Raw genomic sequence first — 20,791 nt, forward strand, 5'->3', positions numbered from 1 at the left:
GCGCGGGCTTGGGCGCTCTCCCGCGTCGGTCGGGCTGACGATAGAGAGCCCATTACCGTTGATGACGGCATTGCGGCAGAATTTGCCGAGTTGGGTTTTGCGGTTGATCCGGCCGCAGTCACTGCCAGAAGCGATGCTTTTGAGGTCTGGAATGAAAATGAAGATGCGTTGCGGGCATTTCTCGCTGTCGAGACGCAATGGAATGTCGAATTCACGCCGGTCGGCCCAATCCGTACAGGGCTGAGTTACATCGATGTGGACGTGGTTTTGAGGCGGTTGAATTTTCCAGACCACATTTTTGAGTTGTTGCAGATCATGGAGCTTGCAGCGCTTGAAGCGTTTAACGAGGTATCGGCATGAGTCAGTCAAAATTTGAATTGCTGTTCACGGCCGATACCAAGCAGGCAAAAGCCGCCACGGCTGATCTGCGTAATGATGTTGCGGACCTGTCGTCAAAATCAGGCGATACGTCCGCAGCCCTTGATAAACAAACGGCTGCTCTTAATCGTGAAGCTGAAGCGGCAAGAAAAGCCGCCGAGCAGACCAGCCGACTGGCTGAAGCTGAAGCAAAAGCAGCGGCCGTACGCGCCAGCACAAGCAATTTTGAGTTTGAAACCCGCGCCGCTGCTGAAGCAAGGTTGGGATTGAAACCGAGCCACCCTGCCTCCAAACCGACATCACCTTCATCTCCAACGTCATCGCCGCAGCTTCCGTCCAATCCCGCCGGGAACCCCAAATGGGCAGATGATGTAAAAGCGCGATACGTACCGCTTTATAATGCCCAGCGCGAATATGGCCGCGAGCTTGAAAAAGTTCAGAAAGCCGAGCGTGACGGGATTTTGACCACGGATGAAGCGGCAGCAGCACAGTTGCGCCTAAAAGCCGGTTACGATCAGCAGGTTGAGAAAATCCGCCGCACCGATGTGGCGATGCGCGGCCTCAATGACAATTACAAGCTGACCGCACATGAAGCCCGGAATATGTCTTATCAGGTGAACGATGTTGTTCAGTCGCTGATGCTTGGCATGCCGGTTCAACAAGTCTTTCTTCAGCAAGGGCCACAGATCGCGCAGATTTATGGCGGCGTTGGCAATACGTTAAAGGCCATGGCTTCACACGCGACATTAGCGCGTGTTGCTATTGGAGGCATAGCTGCGGTTGCTGTAACAGGCGCATCTGCTTGGAATTCTTATCTTCAGTCCACCAAGGAAGTTTCGACAGCCGCTAACGGTCTTGGCCGTGCTACGGCTGGCAGTTTTGAGGATATGGAAGCGGCAGCGCAAGCGGGTGCGGCCGCTGCCGGGATATCTGTTAAGTCTGCCCGGTCAATGGAAGCGCAGTTTCTGCGCACCGGCAAAATCGGCTCTGAGAACTTTGAGCAGCTTATCGGAATTTCGAAGGATTTCGCTGTCACGTTCGGCATGGATGCTGAAGCCGCAGGCAAAGCCTTGTCTGATATGTTCGCTGATCCCGAAAAAGCGGCTCAACAGCTTTATCGCCAATATGGCCTCATAGATGCTGCGACCGCGCGTCATGCGACCAATCTTGCTCAATCGAATCGAGTTTCTGAAGCGCAGGCTGTTTTGCTTGCCGCCTTGCCGAACGGTTTGGCGGTTGCCACCGAGGCAACCACGGCTTTCGGTCGAGCATGGGAAAATGTTAAAAATGCATCATCAGATGCTTATGATTGGATTGGTAGAACGATTGACCGGGCAGCGTCAGGGCCATCGTTAGAGGCGCAGATTGCTGACGCGCAGTCGCGTTACGATAGATTTAGCAATCAATCACAACGCTCGCCTTTTATAATGGGAACATTGAATGGTGCGACCGATAATGCCACTCAAGCAAAAGCCGAGCTGGATGCATTAACCGAACAAAAGCGGCTACGGGATGCGGCCGCTGCCGAGCGCAAAAAGCAGGCCGAAGATAATCGAATTTCTGCGGCTGCGTTAGGAATTGCGGAAGGCTCTAACGCTAATGTTGATGCACGGCGCGAACAGGAACTGAAAAATCAGATTGCCGCGCTGCAATCGGCGACCCGCGTGACGGGGCTTGATGATACCCAGCGCGATTTTATCAACACCGCGATTGAGGCGAAAACCCGTGCTCTCGATGCCTTGATTAATAAACAGGCGCGAGCGTCGGAATTGGATCGTCTCGATATCCAGATTGCCAACGAGCGCAATCCGTTGTTGCGGGCAGAACTAGAAGCCCGTCGCGCGAGACTAGAATTGTCAGGGCAAGAAGTATCCGCCGCCTCGGTCGAAGCCGCCGCTGGACGCGCCCGCACACGCGTAATTGAAGAAACAATAGCGGCCGCATCCGCACAAAGCGCTGATATGCAGACAGAGCTTCAGGTGCGTTCTCAGGTTGCCGCAATGGTGCAATCCGGTGCGATCACGGCGCGAGATGCTAATCGTGTTCTACAGGAGGAGCTAACGCTTCGTCCGCTCATCGCCGCCGCTGCGATAGCCGAAACCAAGGATAAGGCCGCACTCAACAAAGTTATCGGAGAATTGCGAGACGGTTACGCGCAGCTTGCAGCACAGGAAAAGCTATCAGGTGCGCAGGATTTCATCCGAACTCAACGCGAGCGTATTGCTGGCCTTCAGGTTGAGCTATCGGTAGCAGGTGAGACCGAAGCCGTGCGCGGCCGCATTCGTGCGCAGTTGCAAGCTGAGGAAGAAATTCGCCATCGCGGACTTGCTACAAAGTCCCGCGAAGCTGACGAAATCCGTGCGGTTTACGCACAGCAAGAGAACCTAAACCGTCAGATTAGCCAGCGTTCTGGCGCGGCAGACTTTATTCGCTCACAGCAGGAACGTCTCGCCAGTCTTCAGGTCGAATTGGCGGTCGTCGGCGAAACAGAAACAGTGCGCAATCGCATTATGGCGCAGCTGGAGGCCGAGCAGGAAATTCGCAGGCGTGGTCTTGATGTCGCTTCGACCGAAGCTTCGATTATCCGTGCCAATGCTTTGGAAGGCGAAAAGCGCATTCAGCAGCTTGAAAAACAGGCTGACGCTTGGAAACAGGTTCGTGAAGCTGGCGAGAGCACTATCGACTCCCTTGTCGATAGCCTGAGTTCGGGCGATTTGTCCGGAGCGCTGGAGGATATCAGCAAAGACCTGACAAAATCGCTTCTAACGCTTAGCGTCACTAACCCCATGAAAAATGCGGCTTTTGGGACGAATTACGGCACCATTAATGATGTCGGCGGGTTTGGCGGCATAATTTCCAAGCTGTTCGGCGGCGGTCAGGTTGATGGCAACGGCATTATTCAGTCTGCACTTGGCGCTGCCAACACGACTGGCTCGATGAATGTCCAGGCGGCGGTGGTCAATATCGGCGGCGCTGGCATCGGTGGACTTGATGTTTCGCGCATGTTTAATGCCGCAAACTCTAACGCGCCAGTTGGGACAATGGCGCAATATGCGGCCGCTATCCGCAACATCGAAAGCCGTGGCAGTGGCGGTTATAATGCCATGGGACCAATCACGGTCAATGGCGACCGCGCCTATGGTGCCTATCAGGTCATGGGCGCAAATATTCCGGGCTGGACGAAATCCGCACTCGGCACGTCTTTATCGCCACAGCAATTCCTCAGCTCACAAGAAGCACAGGACGCAGTTTTTAATAAGATTTTCGGCGGCTATGTCGGAAAGTATGGTGCGAGCGGTGCGGCACAAGCTTGGTTTGCTGGTCCCGGCTCAATTGGTCGCGATACCAACTCTAGTGATCTTTATGGCACCACTATCAGTCAGTATGTCAGCAAGTTTGAGACCGAAGTCCAGAAAATGGCAGGTGTCGCAGGCAACGCTACAGGCTCGCTTGGCAATCTTGGTGCTGGGTTAAATACAGCCACGCAGGGCCTTGATCAGTTTGGTGGCGGACTTGGAAATTTAGCGCAAAGTCTTCTTGGTGCTGTCGGCGGCGGCACCGGCAGCGGATTGGCGGGATTCTTTAAGAGTATACTTGGCGCGTTCGGGTTCTCTAACGGTGGTTATACCGGACCGGGCGCAGTGGATGAACCACGCGGCGTTGTTCATGCCGGTGAAGTTGTTTGGTCTCAGCGCGATGTAGCGCGCGCCGGTGGTCCAGCCGTTGTTGATGCCATGCGTTTAGGCCGTCGCGGTTATTCGAATGGCGGCATTGTTGAGGCCGGGCCGTCACCGTTTACAAGTTTCAGTCGTGGGTCGTCAGGCGGAAACGCGCTCGTTGATAGCCGTCCAGTCATTCAGGTCATCAATCAATCATCAGCTCATGTGAATGCCGAGGTTGAGGAAACCTCCAACGAGCGTGGGCAGCGCCAGTACAAGCTCGTCATGTCCGACATGGTGGGTGAAGGTTTGGCAGCACCCGGACGCGGCCGAAAAACCTTTGAACAGATGTATGGTGCTCGCCGCGCTCCCCGGAGGCGCACATGATTTTAGAATGGCCGCAAGCTTTACCGCGTCCAGAGCGAGAAAGCTGGCAATTGACCTCGCAAGATGCGCGTCGCAAGCGTCAGTCCGACGCCGGTCCGCCTGCCTATCGTCGCCGGTTTTCGTCAGCATCGAAGCTCGTCAGTTTGTCCTTGATCCTCACGCGAAACGAACGGGCGATCTTTGATAATTTTTTCCACCACGAATGTGCTGAAGGCGCTCGTTTGTTTTGGATGCCTGATCCGACAACCGAAGGCTGGTCTCTGCTGACCTCCGATGGCGCGCCGCTTCTAACCGCAGACGGCGCACCCATGCTTCTTTCTGGAAGCTGGCTTTGTTCATGGGGTGATCAAATTCCGACCGAGACCATTCTTGGTATCGAGTTTCGTAAATCATTTAATGTGGTGGTTTTGCCATGAGACGTTTGTCGCTTAATGCCCGTATGGCACTCGATGCCGAAGGCTCTGCCGAAATCGAAGCGGCACTCATTTACATTGAGCATCCGCAGCTGGAAAAGCCTATCCGCCTGTCGACCGATAACACGGAGCGCCTTTCCAGCGATCCGCTTTATTATGGCACCCGTTCAAAATGGCGTGGTTCCAATCCAGTCACAGAACCGTTTTTGTGGGTGATTGCCTCGGCCATTCTTCCGGGTGATGCCGAAGATGCTCCCGCATCAGCGCAGATCGCGTTAGAAAATCTCGACAGCGAAATGGTTGAGCTGGTTCGTTCATTCAGTGATCCCGCGACCGTCAGCATTGCCGTTGTGATGGCCTCGTCACCTGATGTGATCGAAGCTGAGTTTCACGATCTGCAACTTACAGCGGCTGACATAACCGCCAGCGAAATCGTTCTTTCTCTTAGCCGCGAAGATATTGAGCTGGAACCATTTCCGGCCGGGCGCATGACACGGCTTAACTTTCCCGGAGTGCACCCATGAGCTGGTCAGATCGCTTTATCGGTATTCCCTATGTCGAGTTTGGCCGTGACCGGAACGGTTGTGATTGTTGGGGTCTTGCTTGCACCATTTATCGCGAAGCCCTTGCGATCGATCTGCCGGACTATCTCGGCTATGGCTCGGTTGATGAGCATAGCGAGATTGCAGCGCTGATCGAAGGTGCTGCGATTTCGCCGATGTGGTCAAAAGTCGATCACAAGGTGCAAGCCTTTGACATGGCAGTTTTTCGGCGCGGTACGCTATCGACGCATGTTGGTGTCGTCATCCAGCCCGGACTCATGATTCACATGGAAGGCGAAGACTGCGCGAAGGTAGTCGACTATCGAACAGGTCGCTGGAAGAACCGTTTCATCGGTCATTACAGGCACGTTAAAGCTCCTTCAAAGGACGTTCAAAGCGATTCTGTTGGAGCTGGCCGATGAACATGATCCCGGTTCTCGCAGCACCCGCAATTGATCCCGGTAGCGCGCGCATTGAAATGACATTGCCGGAAGGCTTGACGGTGGCTGAAATCGTCAAGGCAGCTTTACCGGGTGGCACCACAGCTGATCTGAGCCGTTGCCGCGTGTCGTTGGTCACTGAGCGTGGATCGGTAATCATTCCAGCCGAACGTTGGCATGCTGTTCGTCCGCGACCGGGCGTTCGCGTGGTTATTCGCATCATTCCCGGCAAAAGTGCTCTTAAAGCGGTCCTCTCAATCGTCGTGGCAATTGCAGCTGTCGCGCTTGGCGTGATGTTCGGACCGGCACTTGGTGCACTTATTCCGGGATTGTCGGCGACAGCTGCTGCTACAATCGGAGGAGCATTGATTACCGTAGGGGTCAATCTCCTCGGCAGTCTCCTGATCAACGCGCTGATCCCGCCAGTTAAGCCGGATGACGAACGCCGTTCGACCTACAGCATTTCCGGCTGGCGCAATGCGCTCAATCCTGACGGTGCCGTGCCAGAAGTTTTGGGACAAATCCGCTATGCGCCGCCATTTGCAGCGCGTCCTTGGACCGAAATCGAAGGCGACTGGCAATATATCCGCTCGCTGTTCAACTTCGGCAGCGGTCCGGTTGAACTTTCCGACTTCCGCATCGGCGATACATCGATTGCGGATTATAAAGACATCGAAATTGAAGTGAGAGAAGGTCTGCCGACCGATTTGCCGGTCAGCCTATATCCGCGCCAGATTGTTGAAGAGAATATCGGCGTTGAATTGGCCCGGCCTCTCGAGCGAACCGAATGGGGCGGCTTTTTTGAAACGAAAAAGGCGGTTGAGACGCCAATCGTGCGCACAAGCGGGCCTGATGCTCAAGGTGCATCGATTATTCTGGCTTTCCCCGGTGGTCTGGTACGCTTCAATGATGAAGGCGAAAAACGCCAGCATAGTGTGCGAGTGCGCATCGAGCAGAGACTGGCACAGGCCGATGAGTGGCAACTTGTGACCAATCTGGATGTATCAGCAAAAAAGGTCGAGACGTTCTATCGTCAATATACGTGGCAGTTTCCATCGCGCGGTCGCTGGCAAATTCGCGCCACCATGATGACGGATGAGAGCGACGACAGTAAAATTCAGCAACGTACCATGTGGGCTGGCCTTCAGACACTGCGTCCGGAATATCCGCTCAACTATCCTTATCCGCTTGCTCTTGTGGCAGTGCGCATCAAGGCGACACATCAGCTATCCGGCGCACTCGATAATTTCACTGCGATGGTGCGTCGTGTCTGCCTAGATTGGGATTACCAGTCAAAAACGTGGGTGAAACGCGCGACCTCTAATCCAGCTTCGCTTTATCGTTATGTGCTGCAATGCCCGGCCAATCCCAAGCCAGTTGCAGACAGCGGCATCGATCTCGATATGCTGGCTGATTGGCACGATTTCTGCCGCCTTAAAAGCCTGCATTATAATCGGGTGCTGGATCAGGCAGGCCAGACCATGCGTGATGTTCTAACGGAAGTTGCTGCAGCTGGTCGTGCATCGCCACGTCATGACGGCATGCAGTGGGGCGTTGTCATCGACCGGCCAGCGCAGCTTATTGTCGATCATGTCAATCCACGTAACAGCTGGAACTTCTCATCCCGTCGCGCTTATGTCGAAAAGCCGGACGCTTGGATTTGCAAGTTTCAGGATGAAGGCAATGATTTTAAAGAGGCGCAGCGCGTTATCCGCAGGCCCGGTTTTGAGGGCGACATCAAGCTGACCGAAACGCTTGAACTGCCCGGTCTGACAAACCCAACCGTTGTTTATCGCGAAGGTCTGCGCCGCTTCTTCGAGGCTGAATACCGACCAGACGTTTATGAGGCCATACAAGAGGGAGCCGTTCGGGTAGCAACACGCGGTGATTCCGTCATGCTGAGCCATGACGTGCTGAGCCGCTCGCAATGGGCTGGCCGCGTTCGTTCCCAGAATGGCAATATGGTAGAACTGGATGAAGTCGTGACCATGGAAGCTGGCAAAAGCTACGGCGTCCGCTTCCGTCACTTTGCCTCGGAAAGCGACACGGTTGGCACGTCTGTCGTGCGCGCTGTTGAGACTTATCCGGGCGAAACCACGCTCCTTTCCATGAAAGGAACAGGCGCGCAGCCAATGGCGCGGGACATCGTTCACTTTGGTGAAATGGGGACCGATAGCTATCAGGTCGTCGTTAGCCAGGTCGAACAGACCGAAGATCAATGTTCAATCATTCGGGCGATTGATGCCTCGCCAATCATCGATACGCTGACCGATGCGGCCGTCATTCCAGCATGGTCATCGCGCGTTGGTGCTGAGATCAATGAAAACATGCTCCAGCCGTCAGCGCCGCGCTTTACGTCGATCACATCGGGCGTCAAAGGTACGGATCGTTCCGGCACCATTACCTATCTGATTGAACCGGGCAGCGGCGGCATTACAGCCACACAGTTTCGTATCGAGCATCGTTTGGGAACGTCCGGCAACTGGACAGTCACCACAATCCCAGCGGCCAACGGCGGCGGCACGATCTCAGCCTACAGTCAGGGCAATACGATTCAGATACGCGCTCGCGCTCTTTCGTTCACAGGTGCAGCTGGTCCATATACATCCACAGTCACAATCGTTATCGGATCGGATGACGCGCCGATCCCACAGGCACTTGATGCCAATGCGATCTCAATCACGCCGCTTTTAGGTGGCGCACTCATTCAGCTTGCCACGGGATCAGATGCTAACACCAAGCGCGTTCAGGTCTATCGCTCGACCGCTTCCGTGTTGGATCGTGAAACCGACGCTGTAGGTCAGCCTTATAGTGTCAGCGCGCTACAAAGCTTCAGTTTTGCGTTAGGCGATACGACGCGATCAACGCTGATCGTGGGTGGCGCGATGGATAGTGCTGCTTCTTGGACGCTCGATCCTGACTGGACGATTGCAGGCGGTAAGGCAACGCATGCGGCTGGCACATCTGGCAGCATCGGTCAGGCTTTGTCTCTGACGTCCGGCAAATGGTATCGCTTTGGATATTCGGTTGAAAGCCGGTCGGCAGGCTCAATCATGCCACGTTTCAACGGTGGCTCGCCGCGTGCTGGAACGTCTGTTTCAACGAACGGCCGCAAGCTTGATCGCATTCAGGCTGTCACCGGCAACAACGCCATTCAGTTTGAAGCCAGCACTGCGTTCGACGGCAGTCTTGATGACATCGTCGGCTATCTCGAAACCGCTGCCTGCCTTTCGCAAGGCATTCATTACGTCTGGATTGAGCCACAGAACGCAGACGGCGTTCCCGGCCCGATTTCAGGTCCCTTCACAATCGAAATCGTTTGAGGCTCAGATCATGGCTAATCATGCAGGTGTGACGACAGAAAATATCGACCCAATGACCTTGGCCGACGAGATTATCGTCAACCGAGGCAAGCGCACCGGCCGACTGCCCGTTGCCAACTTTTCTCAGCAGCTCGCTTCTGAAGGCATGGTCGCCAGCCTCCTTAGCGAAAAAGCCACAAAGTCGGAAATCGAGGCGCTGGAAAGCGTCGCCTATGTAAATGCGGCTGTTTACGAAACAGTTGTTGCTGGTCTGGCTGCAACGGCAAACGGTCAGCAGTTTCAGGTTCAGGAAGGGAAATTCATCGTGCGCTACCGCAATAATGGTGGTGGGGCAGTCGAAGTGCAGCGCTCTTTAAGGCTGGCAGAAAACAGCGTTCCACCCGACTATGTTGAAAATACTTTCGTGCCTGCCAAAAATCTTGTTGATTCGACCAAAATCAGGCGTGGGCGGTATTTCTCAAACGCAGCCGGGGGAATTTCTGGTAGTTCTTCCTATCGCTGCACGGGTTTTATACCTGTTAAGCCCGGACAGACTATTGCTGTTAGCGGTGCGATGAATACCACGGCAGTCGTAGCTTTTCAGTCAGCACAAGATACAGGCGCCGCTTTCACTCATCTTGGCAACACATCTTTCGGACAAGGTGTTTTCGTCATCCCGGCAGACCGGCATTTTTTGGTTGTAAACGTAACAAATGCGGGACAGGACAATCTTGCATATGACGCGACATTACAGGTCGAGATCGGGAATGCTCCTACGGCCTATGAGCCTTACAATTTGATCGTGCGAGACAGCCGGTTGCCCTTACTGCTTCGCCCCGATGAAGTGATTGAACTGATATCGTTCAATATGATTGATTTGGCGAAAGTCAGCTTTGTTCAGCGATATTCGGCATCAGGTCTGGTGATGGTGAACGACACGTCAGGGATTGCCTCAACAGCGCACATCGCGGTTGAGGAAGGCAAGCTTTATGCAGTTTCCGGGTCGTTTTACAGCAATGCGAACGGCATGCAGGGCGGCTACTTTGTCGGAAGCGGAACGCAGGCAATTGCTAACATTGTGTTTGGTTCACCGCCATCTGGTTCAGGACAGTTCTTTCAGGTGCCCACAGGACTAGGTATCACCCACGTTGTGCTCAATTTGTGGAAGGAAGGCCGCGTCAGCAGTTCCACTACGCTGGAAGGTAACGTTCAGATGGAACGCGGCGAGATTGCTACCGACTGGCGACCTTATAGCCTGTTCCAGCGTATCAAGCCCGCGCTTATTGATGGCAACCCGACCCCAACACCGGGAGGCGGCAGCTTTAATGTATCGGCATGGTATCAGTTTGTGGAAGCCGATGAAGGCAGCTCGCACATCGAGAAGCTGCCGAAATTCCGCAAGGCATGGCTGGAAAAGAAAGCTGATTTGTGTGTGGTCAATACCGGCACAAGCCTGACAGCGCGTAGCACGGAACATTGCACTGATCATCCAAAAGCGCCGCTTCGTCCACCTTTGATGCATTCGCGTAATTTTGCCTCGCACATCTGGGATCGCTTGTGCTGGCAGGGACAGCAATACCGGCGTTATGATGCGTCTGGTGTTTTTACCGAAACAGGCACTTGGGCGACTTCATTCAATCTCGCTGAATGGGATGATGGTGCTTATCGCCATGGTCTTACCCGCTATTCATCCGCAGTATCCGCTTCAGTGTCGTTCGGTGTGCCGGTGGGCGCTTGGCAGTATAACTTCATCTATCGAACTGACAGCAAGGGCTGCACCGCATCGGTCACAATTGATGCTGGCAATGGCAAAATGCAGGTGTTTGATCAGGCAACACAAAGCTGGATTGAGGCCAACGGTTATTCGTTCTCAATGAATGAACCTGCACCCGTAACCCGCAACGTTAATTATCCGCATCCTTCGACCGGCACGATCAGTGTCATCAACGTTGCGAGCAAGGGCAATACAACGTATCAAAAGCGCCTCAAAATGCGTTGCCGTGGTGGAGTTGTCGATAGTCTGGCAGAGGCCAAGATCGTCACGATTGCGCGCACGGGCGGCGGGGAGCGATTGATGTATTGGGGCGTTGAGTGGTCGCCACGCCAATATATGATCACATACATCAATGCTGCTCGTGGGAGCCATAACACGCAGGCGAACTCGGAGCGAGGTTTGCCGCGCTTTCAGGATAACGAGGTCTGGTCGTTTAAACCAGATTTGTTCTTCTCAGAATTGCCGATCACAAACGATGGTGCAGGTGGCAGCGGGCAATATGCTGGAAACTTCTGGTCTGGCCTAACCGAGAATTTTATCTTCAAATCCAGTTACGAGCTATCTCTCACGGCCAGAGCGACGCACTTCGGTCTTGCACCGGAATTCGCTTTCTTCACCACATCTTATGGCTGGAATGGTGGCGGCGTTGCAGACGATGGGCAGTTGAGCTTCTCCATTCAGAATGACGGCACGGCTATGTCGCCACTGGATAAGATGACACAGGCCTATCAGCACGTTGTTGAAAATCATCCCACGGCCGTGATCGTCAACTTGGCGCAACGCTGGACTGATGCTGGTTTTGCAATCTTTGGCGAAATGCGAACGCCAACTGAAGGAAGCGGAAAGGCCGGTTCCAGCTTCACAAACGATGGCACTCACTGGAACGATACCGGTTCGCGCATTCAGGCCAAGGGGGCGCTAGCGGTGCTCAACTTCACGAAATAGACAGAGTTTTGCAATTTGGCTCAACTATTCAAATGAGGAAAGTTGAATGGAACCAGAATTAGGAAGCGTGTGGCGGCATAAGCGGACAGGGCGTGAATGCCTCGTTGTCCGCAACGTCACCGAGAACTTGGCTTCACGCTGTAAGAATGGCGATAGAGCCTATCTTTGGGGCTGGGCCGATGCACGTGATGCGTACAATCTGATTGCGCCATACGAGCCGAGAAAGAGCAACGACGATTCGAGCTACATGCGTATTCCTCTAACGGTCGTGATGGAAAACCATACCGAGCGTTTCGGCGTCATCGTCGTATATCAGGATCAGACCGATAACCGTCTCTGGGCGAGTTACGCTGATGAGTTTCTCGACGGTCGATTTGAAAAGTTGAGTGATTAAGTGCGCGAGGCGTCCGCGCCTCAAGCAAGTAGGGACGGCCACGTTAATTCGTGGCGGCGGGCCATTCCGGCAAGAGCAACCCGCCCGACAGTAGATAAGAATAACCGTCGCATCCTATGCCCCGAAGGGCAGAGGCCATGTGGCAGATTCTTGAGATTGAGTCACCATGACCTTTCAAACTGATTTTACACCTGTTCATCCTGTTTCGCCGCCTGCCGCTTACATCGGCGGCAAGCGCCAGCTCGCCAAGCGCCTTTGCGCTAAGATCGAAAAGACGCCACATGCGCTTTATGCTGAACCATTCGTCGGTATGGGCGGTGTGTTCTTCAGGCGAACATCATCGCCACGCGCTGAATTCATCAATGATCGCTCAAGAGACGTCACCAACCTGTTTCGCATACTCCAGCGCCACTACCCGCAGCTTATGGACACATTACGCTTCCAAATCACCAGCCGGACCGACTTTGATCGACTAACGTCAACTGATCCTGACACACTAACCGATCTGGAGCGTGCAGCCCGATTCCTTTATCTCCAGCGCCTAACGTTTGGCGGCAAGGTCGCTGGCCGTTCATTCGGCATCAACTATAGCGGCTCTTCGCGTTTCAACCTGAATACACTTGCAGCCGTGCTGCAGGACGTTCATGAGCGGCTTGCATCAGTCGTCATAGAGAACTTGAATTGGCCCGACTTCATTGATCGCTACGACCGTCCGGAAACCTTATTCTATCTCGATCCACCATATTGGGGAACGGAAGACAGCTATGGCAAAGAGATGTTCAGTCGGGATCAGTTTGAAGTGCTGGCCGAGCGTCTCGGTCGTATCAAAGGTCGCTTCATATTTTCGATCAACGATGTTCCTGAAATCCGCTCGATCTTCTCGTCATTCGACATTGAGGATGTTTCGCTGACGTACAGTGTGGCAGGCGGAAAGGGAAAGCCGGTGCGTGAGTTGATAATTTCGGGAGGGGCTTAAAGCCCCTTCTATATGTATTCGGCTCCGACATTCTATAGTGTAAGCATTGTCCAATCGGACATTTAACAAAGGTCTTAACCGGGGGGGGAATATGGAAAATTCAAAAGCTAACATCGCCGAGTTTTTCGCGACATTGAAGGTTGGATTTAACAAATGTCTTTGGCCGACACTCGCATGCAAAGAGAAAGCAATAAACGCGCATTCGGTACAAAATGCTTCATCTCTCGGATTGATAGCTGAAAACAATCATGTTGCCGCACTTGGGATGAGGGTAAACGGCGGTGAGCCTAACTGTGTATTTTCAAAAGTCGGGCGCAACAAAGCGTCAACTTTTGCCGGTTTTTGTTCGCACCACGATACAAAACTCTTCAAGCCAATCGATACGAAGCCTCTGTCACTCTTAGACCAAGAGCAGCTTTTCCTCATAGCCTATCGATCAGTAACACGCGAGCTACACACCGCTATGGAAAGTGCAATGCGTTTGCAAACCGCACTTGATAAGAAGATTAAAGCCGGTGCTGTCCCCAAAGATGCACCGTCCCCGATTATGACACTCGCAACTCAACATATGCTAAAGGCTTGGGGTGTGTGGAAACATCGATACGAATTCTACGATCAGCTGCTTTTTAAGAATCAACTTAACAAAATTCTTCATTCAAGTTTTATGATTGAAGAGCGTAAGCCAGTTTTAGCATCTTCTGCGTTCTTTTCGGTCGATAATAAACCATGGGGAAAGCGCTTTTCAGCCGTAACTCTAAACGTTATCCCAATATCAGTATCCCAGACCGCAGTCGTGGTGAGTTATCCCAAAGAGCAGTCAGGCGCAGCACGTAAGTATGTCTCACCAGTTTTTACGAAACAGGGCGATGAACGTCTTCTAGCCTTGTCGCATCTGCTTGTTGATCGTGCGGAGAATTTTTTTGTTTTGCCGTCACACGTAGACGGATGGACAGCCGAAAAGCGAACAACAATCGAATCTCAATACTTGGGTACCATTCTTAACAAGCCCGCAACCCTATCACCTGCTTTGATGCTTTTTTAAGATTTCGCCCACATCCGGCGTTAGCGAATTCATCTTTTTGTCCAGAAGCTAACGCCCAACTGTCCAGAAGCTGCCGCCGCGCCACAGTCTGCGCGTGCCTTCTGGGCCAGTGAGACCGGGCAATTATGATTTTGCATTCCATGCTTATTTTGCCGGCATTGGAGCGAATGGCTTTTTTCTTGGAACTCCAAAAATTGCAGATGTTTTGGAGCCGAAGGGGCTTAAGGCGACGATTGCAACTGAAATTGCCAGATTGCGTGTCCATGTTTCCGAGAGGATTGTGGAGGTGCTTTCAGGGGAAGATGGCAGTGTTGCTGCCGCACTGATCGCAGGCGAGCGGGCAGGGATCAGTGATGAAACCAACAATGATCTGCGCAAGGCGGGGCTTGCGCATATTCTGTCAATTTCTGGCCTGCATATGGTGCTGGCAGCCGGTGTGGTCATGATGTCTCTTCGTGCATTATTCGCGCTTTTTCCCGCATTCAGCGCACGTTATGCTGTCAAGAAATATGCTGCATTTCTCTCGCTTTTGAGTTGCACTTTTTATCTCGCTATGTCGGGCGCAGATGTTGCGGCACAGCGCAGCTACTTGATGATTGTCGTCATGCTTTGTGCGCTGTTGGCTGATCGTGCGGCGATCAGTATGCGAAATCTGGCTATTGCGGCCGTGGCGATGATTGCCATTTCTCCGCATGAAATTCTGGGGCCGAGCTTTCAGATGTCGTTTTCGGCGACTGCGGGGCTGATTGCTGCATTTGCCTGGTGGAGCGACCGAAAAATGCGCAAGCAATCGGCAGGTAATGATCTGCGCTCATCACCCCGTGGAACGATGAAAAAAATACTTTTTCCGACATTTGCGACGGGGGCGACATCCATTGTTGCCGGTGTAGCGAGCGGTATATTTGCGGCCTATCATTTTAACAACACGGCGCCCTTTGGACTTGTTGGAAACGTGCTGGCGCTGCCAGTCATTTCAATACTTGTGATGCCGTTTGCAGTGTTAAGCTTGATATTGATGCCGTTGCAACTTGATTGGCTGCCATTGCAGGTCATGGGATTTGGCATCTTGCTGGTGAGATATATTGCGAGCTTTGTGGCCAGCTTTTCACCCGATGGTAATCCGGGTGTCATGCCGGTGATGACGCTGATCCTGTGGACTGTCGCGCTTGTCATATCCGTCACATTCACCACAAGATTGCGATTGTTGGCATTGCCTTTCGTTATGGCAGGTCTTGTGGTGTTTATGCGCTCGCCCATGCCCGATATCCTCATTAGCGAGAACGCGAAATTCGTGACGGTACGATTGCGCGATGGAAGTTTCGCAGTCAACCGCAGCAGACCTCCGCAATTTACGGCGCAGAACTGGCAGACGGCCTATCTGATTGATGATTTTATCCCACCGCAGAGTGCGATGAAACGAAGTGCTGGCGCGCGCGAGGATGGCTTTATCTGTGAGGATGGGCTTTGCACCCTGTCACTTCGGGACGGGCGCATATTTGCCTATACCGCTCAGGAAGAGATGCACGAGATTGCCTGTAATGTCGGGGACGTTGTGGTTCTGGCGATTGCAGGCAAAGACTTAAGCTGCACGCGTTCGTCTACGCTGGTGATTGGCCGACAGGAACTGGCCTTGAAAGGAACGCTCGAAATAAGGCTGGGAGAGGAAATGCAGCGCCATCAGGCGGTTTCTCCTGATCCAGCGGTCCGCGACAATCATCAGATTTATCGCTTTAGCGTTGCGGAGCAGCGCAAGGATGCAGCCTATGCCGATTATTTAAATTTTTCAGTCGGTGCGCCAACGCGCCCCTGGCAGCTTCATCGTCTCTATTCGCGCGCCGCACGCGGTCAGCCTGAGCGCGAATATAAGAAGAGAGCGAAAGTATTTACTATCGGGGTGGAAACAGAAGAAACGCTCTAAAGGACTCTATTAAAAGCATGCTCCTATCGATCCTTGTTTTGATCCGACAAGACTTATGCCTTCCGTCTATGCAGAGCATTTCCCGTTTTGATTGAATTATGGGAAATGCTCTATCTGTTTGTTTTTACGCATTTTGCCAGCAATAATCGATAGAAAAGAGGCTGTCGGCCTCTCCTTTCTCGAACGATTTTTAGTACCGTCGTATCAGACCGATCAGCTTGCCCTGTACGCGGACCCGGTCAGGTCCGAAAATGCGTGTTTCATAAGCTGGGTTGGCGGCTTCCAGCGCAATCGATGCGCCCTTACGGCGGAACCGCTTCAGTGTCGCTTCTTCATCATCGACGAGAGCCACGATGATTTCGCCCGGGCTGGCGGTATCGCCACGCTTGATGATGACCGTATCACCATCAAAAATACCGGCTTCAATCATCGAATCGCCTTTGACCTCGAGCGCGTAATGCTCACCCGCACCAAGCATTTCGGGTGGAAGGCTGATGGAATGTGTCTGATTTTGAATGGCCGAAATTGGTACACCGGCTGCGATGCGACCCATCATGGGAATGGAGACCATTGCCGATGCATCACTATTGGCTGAAACCGGGGCGGTGCGCGCTGCTGAAGGCGCAGAGGGGGTTTTGCCGAGGCTACCCTCAATAACGCTGGGCGCGAATTTCTTCTGCGCGTTCAGACCGGGGGCTATCGAATCGGGCAGGCGCAACACTTCAAGCGCGCGGGCACGGTTTGGCAGCCTGCGGATGAAGCCACGTTCTTCAAGGGCGGTAATCAGCCGATGAATGCCCGATTTGGATGCCAGATCGAGCGCCTCTTTCATCTCATCGAAAGAGGGGGGAATGCCTGTTTCTTTCATACGTTCATGAATGAACAGCAGGAGCTCGTGCTGTTTACGGGTCAACATGCGCATACCCTCCGGACCAGAATCAAATAAAAACATAACCAGAACAAACACTATATGTTCCAGTCTTGTTCCGCAATGGTTTTAAAATTATTAATATGGGCCGACCCTATTGGATTTTACTATAGCATCATTATCGTGCAAGCATCACCCGCTGCGGCCGCGGGTGCATTTTCTTCTCTGATCAAAAGGGCATCGGAAGCCACCAGCGCTGACAGCATTGAGGAATCCTGAAGTGGATACGGCGTCGCGGTGAGTGTGCCATCCGCCGCCCGTTCAACCGTTGCGCGGACATAATCACGACGATGATCGTTCGCATTCATTGGCTTGCCAAGACGTGCCGGGCGGAAATCCGCGGTCAAATGACGCCCTGATAATTTCGCGATCAGCGGACGCAGAAATACCAAGCTGCAAACGAGGCTTGAAACCGGGTTGCCCGGCAGGCCGATGACATGAACGGTTTTGCCGGATACAGTTTTGTGTCCATACATCAGTGGTTTGCCGGGACGCATGGCGATTTTCCAGAAGTCGAGATCGACACCACAATTTTTCAACGCGCTGTGCACAAAATCGCGATCACCAACCGATGCGCCACCGATGGTCACGAGAATGTCGACACCATCATCGAGAACCTGACTGATTGCGGATTCGATCTTTGCGGGGTCGTCGCTGATAATGCCCATATCTTCAGGTTTTCCACCTGTACGACGCACGATTTCAGCAACGCCAATGCTGTTGGAGGCGACGATCTGGTCGGCACCTGGAATCGTGCCCGGAGGAACGAGTTCATCCCCTGTGGCCAGAATGGCAATGCGCGGCTGCTTGAAAACAGAAATCATGGCATTGCCGCTGGCAGCGGCAAGCGAAAGGGCCGGGGCATCAAGTTCCCGCCCACTTGGCAGAATAGTGTCACCAGGGGCAAAATCGAGGCCCGCATGACGGATGTGACGGCCTTTGTCCAATCCCTGACGGATTGTGAGCTTGTCGCCGGATCGTTCCGTGTCTTCCTGAATAACGATACTATCAGCGCCTACTGGCATCGGCGCGCCGGTGAAGATGCGGACCGCTTCGCCTTGTTTCAGTTGGCCTTCGAAGCGTTTTCCGGCGGCTGATTCGCCGATGATACTGAATTCAAGAGGATAGTTGATGTTTTGTGGGGCCATCAATGCATAGCCATCCATGGCCGAGCAATCGAAGGGCGGCTGTTTCAGCTTGGCTTGAACAGGTTCTGCAACAACACGTCCGCCTGCTTCAGAAAGAGAGAGCGTCTCTGTGCCATGCGGCTCTGCATTATTGAGAATACGTGCAAGGGCCTCATCGATTGGAAGCAGGGACATGCGTTTTCCTCTCGTCAGAAAAATCAGGCTTTCCAGTCACCTGACTTGCCACCGCTCTTTGCCGAAACGCGAATGTTGGTAATTTCCATGTGGCGATCAACGGCCTTCGCCATATCATAGATGGTCAGGCAAGTGACTGATACGGCAGTCAGCGCTTCCATCTCAACGCCGGTTCGGCCTTTTAGTTTCGCAGTCGCAGAGATGCGAAGGCCGGGAAGTGACAGATCCGGTTCAATGTCTACTGACACCTTTGTCAGCATCAATGGGTGGCAAAGTGGAATGAGATCAGCGGTCTTCTTCGCGGCCATAATGCCTGCAAGACGGGCAGTGCCGATAACGTCGCCTTTTGCGGCATTGCCTTCCAGAATAAGCGCCAGAGTTTCCGGCTTCATTCTCACCGCACCTTCGGCGGTGGCCACGCGTTCAGTTTCAGCCTTGTCGCCGACATCGACCATATGGGCGGCGCCTGTCTGGTCGATATGGGTGAGCTTGGCAGACATGGTTCACACCCTACCGGTCAGAAGTTCACGGGTGGCTGATGCCACATCTTCTTTACGCATCAGGCTTTCGCCGATGAGGAATGTGCCGATATTCGATTTTTCGAGACGCAGGCAGTCGTCATGGGTGAAGATGCCGCTTTCGCCCACCAGAAGGCGGTCCGAAGGCACCATCTTTGCGAGGCGTTCGGAGACTGCGAGATCGACTTCAAATGTGCGCAGATTGCGATTGTTTACGCCAACGAGGCGCGATGAAAGTTTCAGCGCACGTTCCATTTCTTCCTCGTCATGCACTTCAATCAGTGCATCCATGCCGAGATCAAAAGCAGTTTCTTCCAGCGCTTTTGCAAGGTCATCATCGACGCTTGCCATAATGATAAGAATGCAATCTGCGCCCCAGCTGCGCGCCTCATAGACCTGATAGGTATCGAAGAGGAAATCTTTGCGCAGGGCGGGCAGCGAGCATGCATTGCGCGCTGCAATCAGAAATTCAGGCGCGCCCTGAAAAGAGGGCGTATCTGTGAGAACAGAAAGGCAGGCAGCACCACCATCTTCATAGGCTTTTGCCAATGCCGGTGGGTCAAAATCCGGGCGGATAAGGCCTTTTGACGGGCTTGCCTTCTTGATTTCGGCAATGAGTGCGAATTGGTCTGCAGCGCGCTTGGATTCCAGTGCTCTTAGAAAGCCGCGCGTTGCGGGCTGATCTTTGGCCTGTGCCGTTACTTCTTGGAGCGGAAGGCGAGCCTTGGCAGCAGCGATTTCTTCGCGCTTATAGGCTTCGATTTTCCGCAGAATGTCAGTGGACATGTTTTTTCTTCTCCGTCAAAGCGGCTTGTCATGAGACACAGCGATAACTTTTTGCAGCACTTCAAGCGCTGAACCGCTGTCGATTGATTGCGCGGCGAGGGTGATGCCTTCCATGAGGTCGTTTGCTTTGCCTGCAATCACCAGTGCTGCGGCAGAATTCAACAGCACGATGTCACGATAAGCATTTTTCGCGCCCTCAAGTACGTCAAGCAAGGCTTTGGCATTCACTTCGGCATCGCCCCCTTTAAGCTCGGACATGTCCACGCGACGCAGGCCGACTTCTTCAGGAGTGATCTCAAAAGTGCGAATGTTTCCGTTTTCGAGTGCCGCGATCTTTGTTGTGCCAGCCGTGCTCATTTCATCAAGGCCATCGCCATAGACAACCCATGCCGTTTCAGAGCCAAGCTCTTTAAGCACTTCTGCCAGCGGTTCGACCCATTCAGCGGAAAAGACGCCAACCAGTTGCCGCTTAACGCTTGCCGGGTTTGAAAGTGGTCCAAGCAGATTGAAAATTGTTCTCGTGCCGAGTTCGACACGTGACGGTCCGACATGACGCATTGCTGAATGATGCATCGGTGCAAACATGAAGCCGAGACCAGCTTCATCAATGCTGCGCGCAATGGTATTGGCATCAGCTTCGATATTCACGCCCAAAGCAGCCAAAGCATCGGCTGCACCAGAGCGGGATGAGAGGGCGCGGTTGCCATGTTTTGCAACCGGAACACCTGCGCCCGCTACAACAAAAGCGGAGCAGCTGGAGACATTATAAGAACCAGACTGGTCACCGCCGGTGCCAACGATGTCAACCGCGTCAGCAGAAGCGCTTACCGGCAGCATACGTGAGCGCATGGATGAAACAGCACCTGCAATTTCAGGTACGGTTTCGCCACGCACACGCAACGCCATCAGGAAACCACCAATCTGCGACGGTGTCGCCTGACCGGACATCATGATGTCAAAAGCTGCCTTGGAATCCTCAAACGACAGTGGGGTGCCTAAGGCAGCCTTGGCGATATAGGGTTTTAAGTCAGCCATGATTTATGTCCGTTGCCTATCAGAGTGCCAGA

At 53.3% G+C, this 20,791-nt stretch carries 15 protein-coding genes and 1 pseudogene; 11 read left to right on the forward strand and 5 right to left on the reverse strand.

The annotated features are described in order from the left end of the window. Positions 1 to 90: 90 nt before the first annotated feature. From OPR82_RS09815 to OPR82_RS09865, 11 genes and pseudogenes are all read left to right on the forward strand, one after another. Positions 91 to 360 (forward strand): DUF1799 domain-containing protein, encoded by a 270-nt coding sequence (locus OPR82_RS09815; RefSeq protein WP_265984609.1) that lies wholly within the window; start codon positions 91 to 93, stop codon positions 358 to 360. Next, positions 357 to 4,424, forward strand: coding sequence for a phage tail length tape measure family protein (locus tag OPR82_RS09820; protein ID WP_265984610.1), 4,068 nt, complete (start codon positions 357 to 359; stop codon positions 4,422 to 4,424). Before OPR82_RS09815 ends, OPR82_RS09820 begins: the two co-directional genes overlap by 4 nt. Then, positions 4,421 to 4,840 carry a hypothetical protein gene (locus OPR82_RS09825; protein ID WP_265984611.1) on the forward strand — a complete coding sequence of 140 codons (420 nt, stop codon included), beginning with the start codon at positions 4,421 to 4,423 and terminating at the stop codon, positions 4,838 to 4,840. The genes OPR82_RS09820 and OPR82_RS09825 overlap by 4 nt, the downstream gene beginning before the upstream one ends. Next, on the forward strand, positions 4,837 to 5,361 hold the full coding sequence (locus tag OPR82_RS09830) for a hypothetical protein (RefSeq protein ID WP_265984612.1): 525 nt from the start codon (positions 4,837 to 4,839) through the stop codon (positions 5,359 to 5,361). Before OPR82_RS09825 ends, OPR82_RS09830 begins: the two co-directional genes overlap by 4 nt. Then, positions 5,358 to 5,801 carry a C40 family peptidase gene (locus OPR82_RS09835; protein ID WP_265984613.1) on the forward strand — a complete coding sequence of 148 codons (444 nt, stop codon included), beginning with the start codon at positions 5,358 to 5,360 and terminating at the stop codon, positions 5,799 to 5,801. The genes OPR82_RS09830 and OPR82_RS09835 overlap by 4 nt, the downstream gene beginning before the upstream one ends. Next, positions 5,798 to 9,142 (forward strand): TipJ family phage tail tip protein, encoded by a 3,345-nt coding sequence (gene gpJ / locus OPR82_RS09840; RefSeq protein WP_265984614.1) that lies wholly within the window; start codon positions 5,798 to 5,800, stop codon positions 9,140 to 9,142. Before OPR82_RS09835 ends, gpJ begins: the two co-directional genes overlap by 4 nt. Positions 9,143 to 9,152: 10 nt before the next feature. Beyond that, complete coding sequence (locus tag OPR82_RS09845) at positions 9,153 to 11,840, forward strand: hypothetical protein (RefSeq protein WP_265984615.1); 2,688 nt, start codon at positions 9,153 to 9,155, stop codon at positions 11,838 to 11,840. Positions 11,841 to 11,886: 46 nt separating this feature from the next. Further along, the gene (locus OPR82_RS09850) at positions 11,887 to 12,234 is read left to right on the forward strand and encodes a hypothetical protein (protein ID WP_265984616.1); all 348 of its coding nucleotides are present in this window, start codon (positions 11,887 to 11,889) and stop codon (positions 12,232 to 12,234) included. 166 nt (positions 12,235 to 12,400) lie between these two features. Beyond that, a complete protein-coding gene (locus OPR82_RS09855; RefSeq protein ID WP_265984617.1) occupies positions 12,401 to 13,210 on the forward strand; it encodes a DNA adenine methylase in 810 nt (269 codons plus the stop codon). Positions 13,211 to 13,301: 91 nt separating this feature from the next. Then, positions 13,302 to 14,252: a hypothetical protein gene (locus OPR82_RS09860; protein WP_265984618.1), complete on the forward strand. Its 951-nt coding sequence runs from the start codon at positions 13,302 to 13,304 to the stop codon at positions 14,250 to 14,252. 88 nt (positions 14,253 to 14,340) lie between these two features. After that, positions 14,341 to 16,170, forward strand: a pseudogene (locus OPR82_RS09865) (ComEC/Rec2 family competence protein); the annotation flags it as partial. Positions 16,171 to 16,360: 190 nt separating this feature from the next. Here OPR82_RS09865 and lexA read toward each other — a convergent pair. The 5 genes from lexA to trpD form a co-directional block, all read right to left on the reverse strand. Continuing rightward, positions 16,361 to 17,086 carry a transcriptional repressor LexA gene (gene lexA / locus OPR82_RS09870; protein WP_265984620.1) on the reverse strand — a complete coding sequence of 242 codons (726 nt, stop codon included), beginning with the start codon at positions 17,084 to 17,086 and terminating at the stop codon, positions 16,361 to 16,363. Positions 17,087 to 17,205: 119 nt separating this feature from the next. Beyond that, positions 17,206 to 18,420: a molybdopterin molybdotransferase MoeA gene (locus OPR82_RS09875; protein WP_265984621.1), complete on the reverse strand. Its 1,215-nt coding sequence runs from the start codon at positions 18,418 to 18,420 to the stop codon at positions 17,206 to 17,208. Between the two features lie 23 nt (positions 18,421 to 18,443). Continuing rightward, on the reverse strand, positions 18,444 to 18,920 hold the full coding sequence (moaC, locus tag OPR82_RS09880) for a cyclic pyranopterin monophosphate synthase MoaC (protein ID WP_265984622.1): 477 nt from the start codon (positions 18,918 to 18,920) through the stop codon (positions 18,444 to 18,446). A 3-nt stretch (positions 18,921 to 18,923) separates the two neighbouring features. Continuing rightward, entirely contained in the window at positions 18,924 to 19,724 is an 801-nt protein-coding gene (trpC, locus tag OPR82_RS09885; protein ID WP_265984623.1) for an indole-3-glycerol phosphate synthase TrpC, read from the reverse strand. Between the two features lie 15 nt (positions 19,725 to 19,739). Beyond that, positions 19,740 to 20,759 carry an anthranilate phosphoribosyltransferase gene (gene trpD, locus OPR82_RS09890; protein ID WP_265984624.1) on the reverse strand — a complete coding sequence of 340 codons (1,020 nt, stop codon included), beginning with the start codon at positions 20,757 to 20,759 and terminating at the stop codon, positions 19,740 to 19,742. Between the last annotated feature and the right edge of the window lie 32 nt (positions 20,760 to 20,791).

The sequence above is a fragment of the Ochrobactrum chromiisoli genome (genome assembly GCF_026241335.1).
Lineage (GTDB): Bacteria > Pseudomonadota > Alphaproteobacteria > Rhizobiales > Rhizobiaceae > Brucella > Brucella chromiisoli.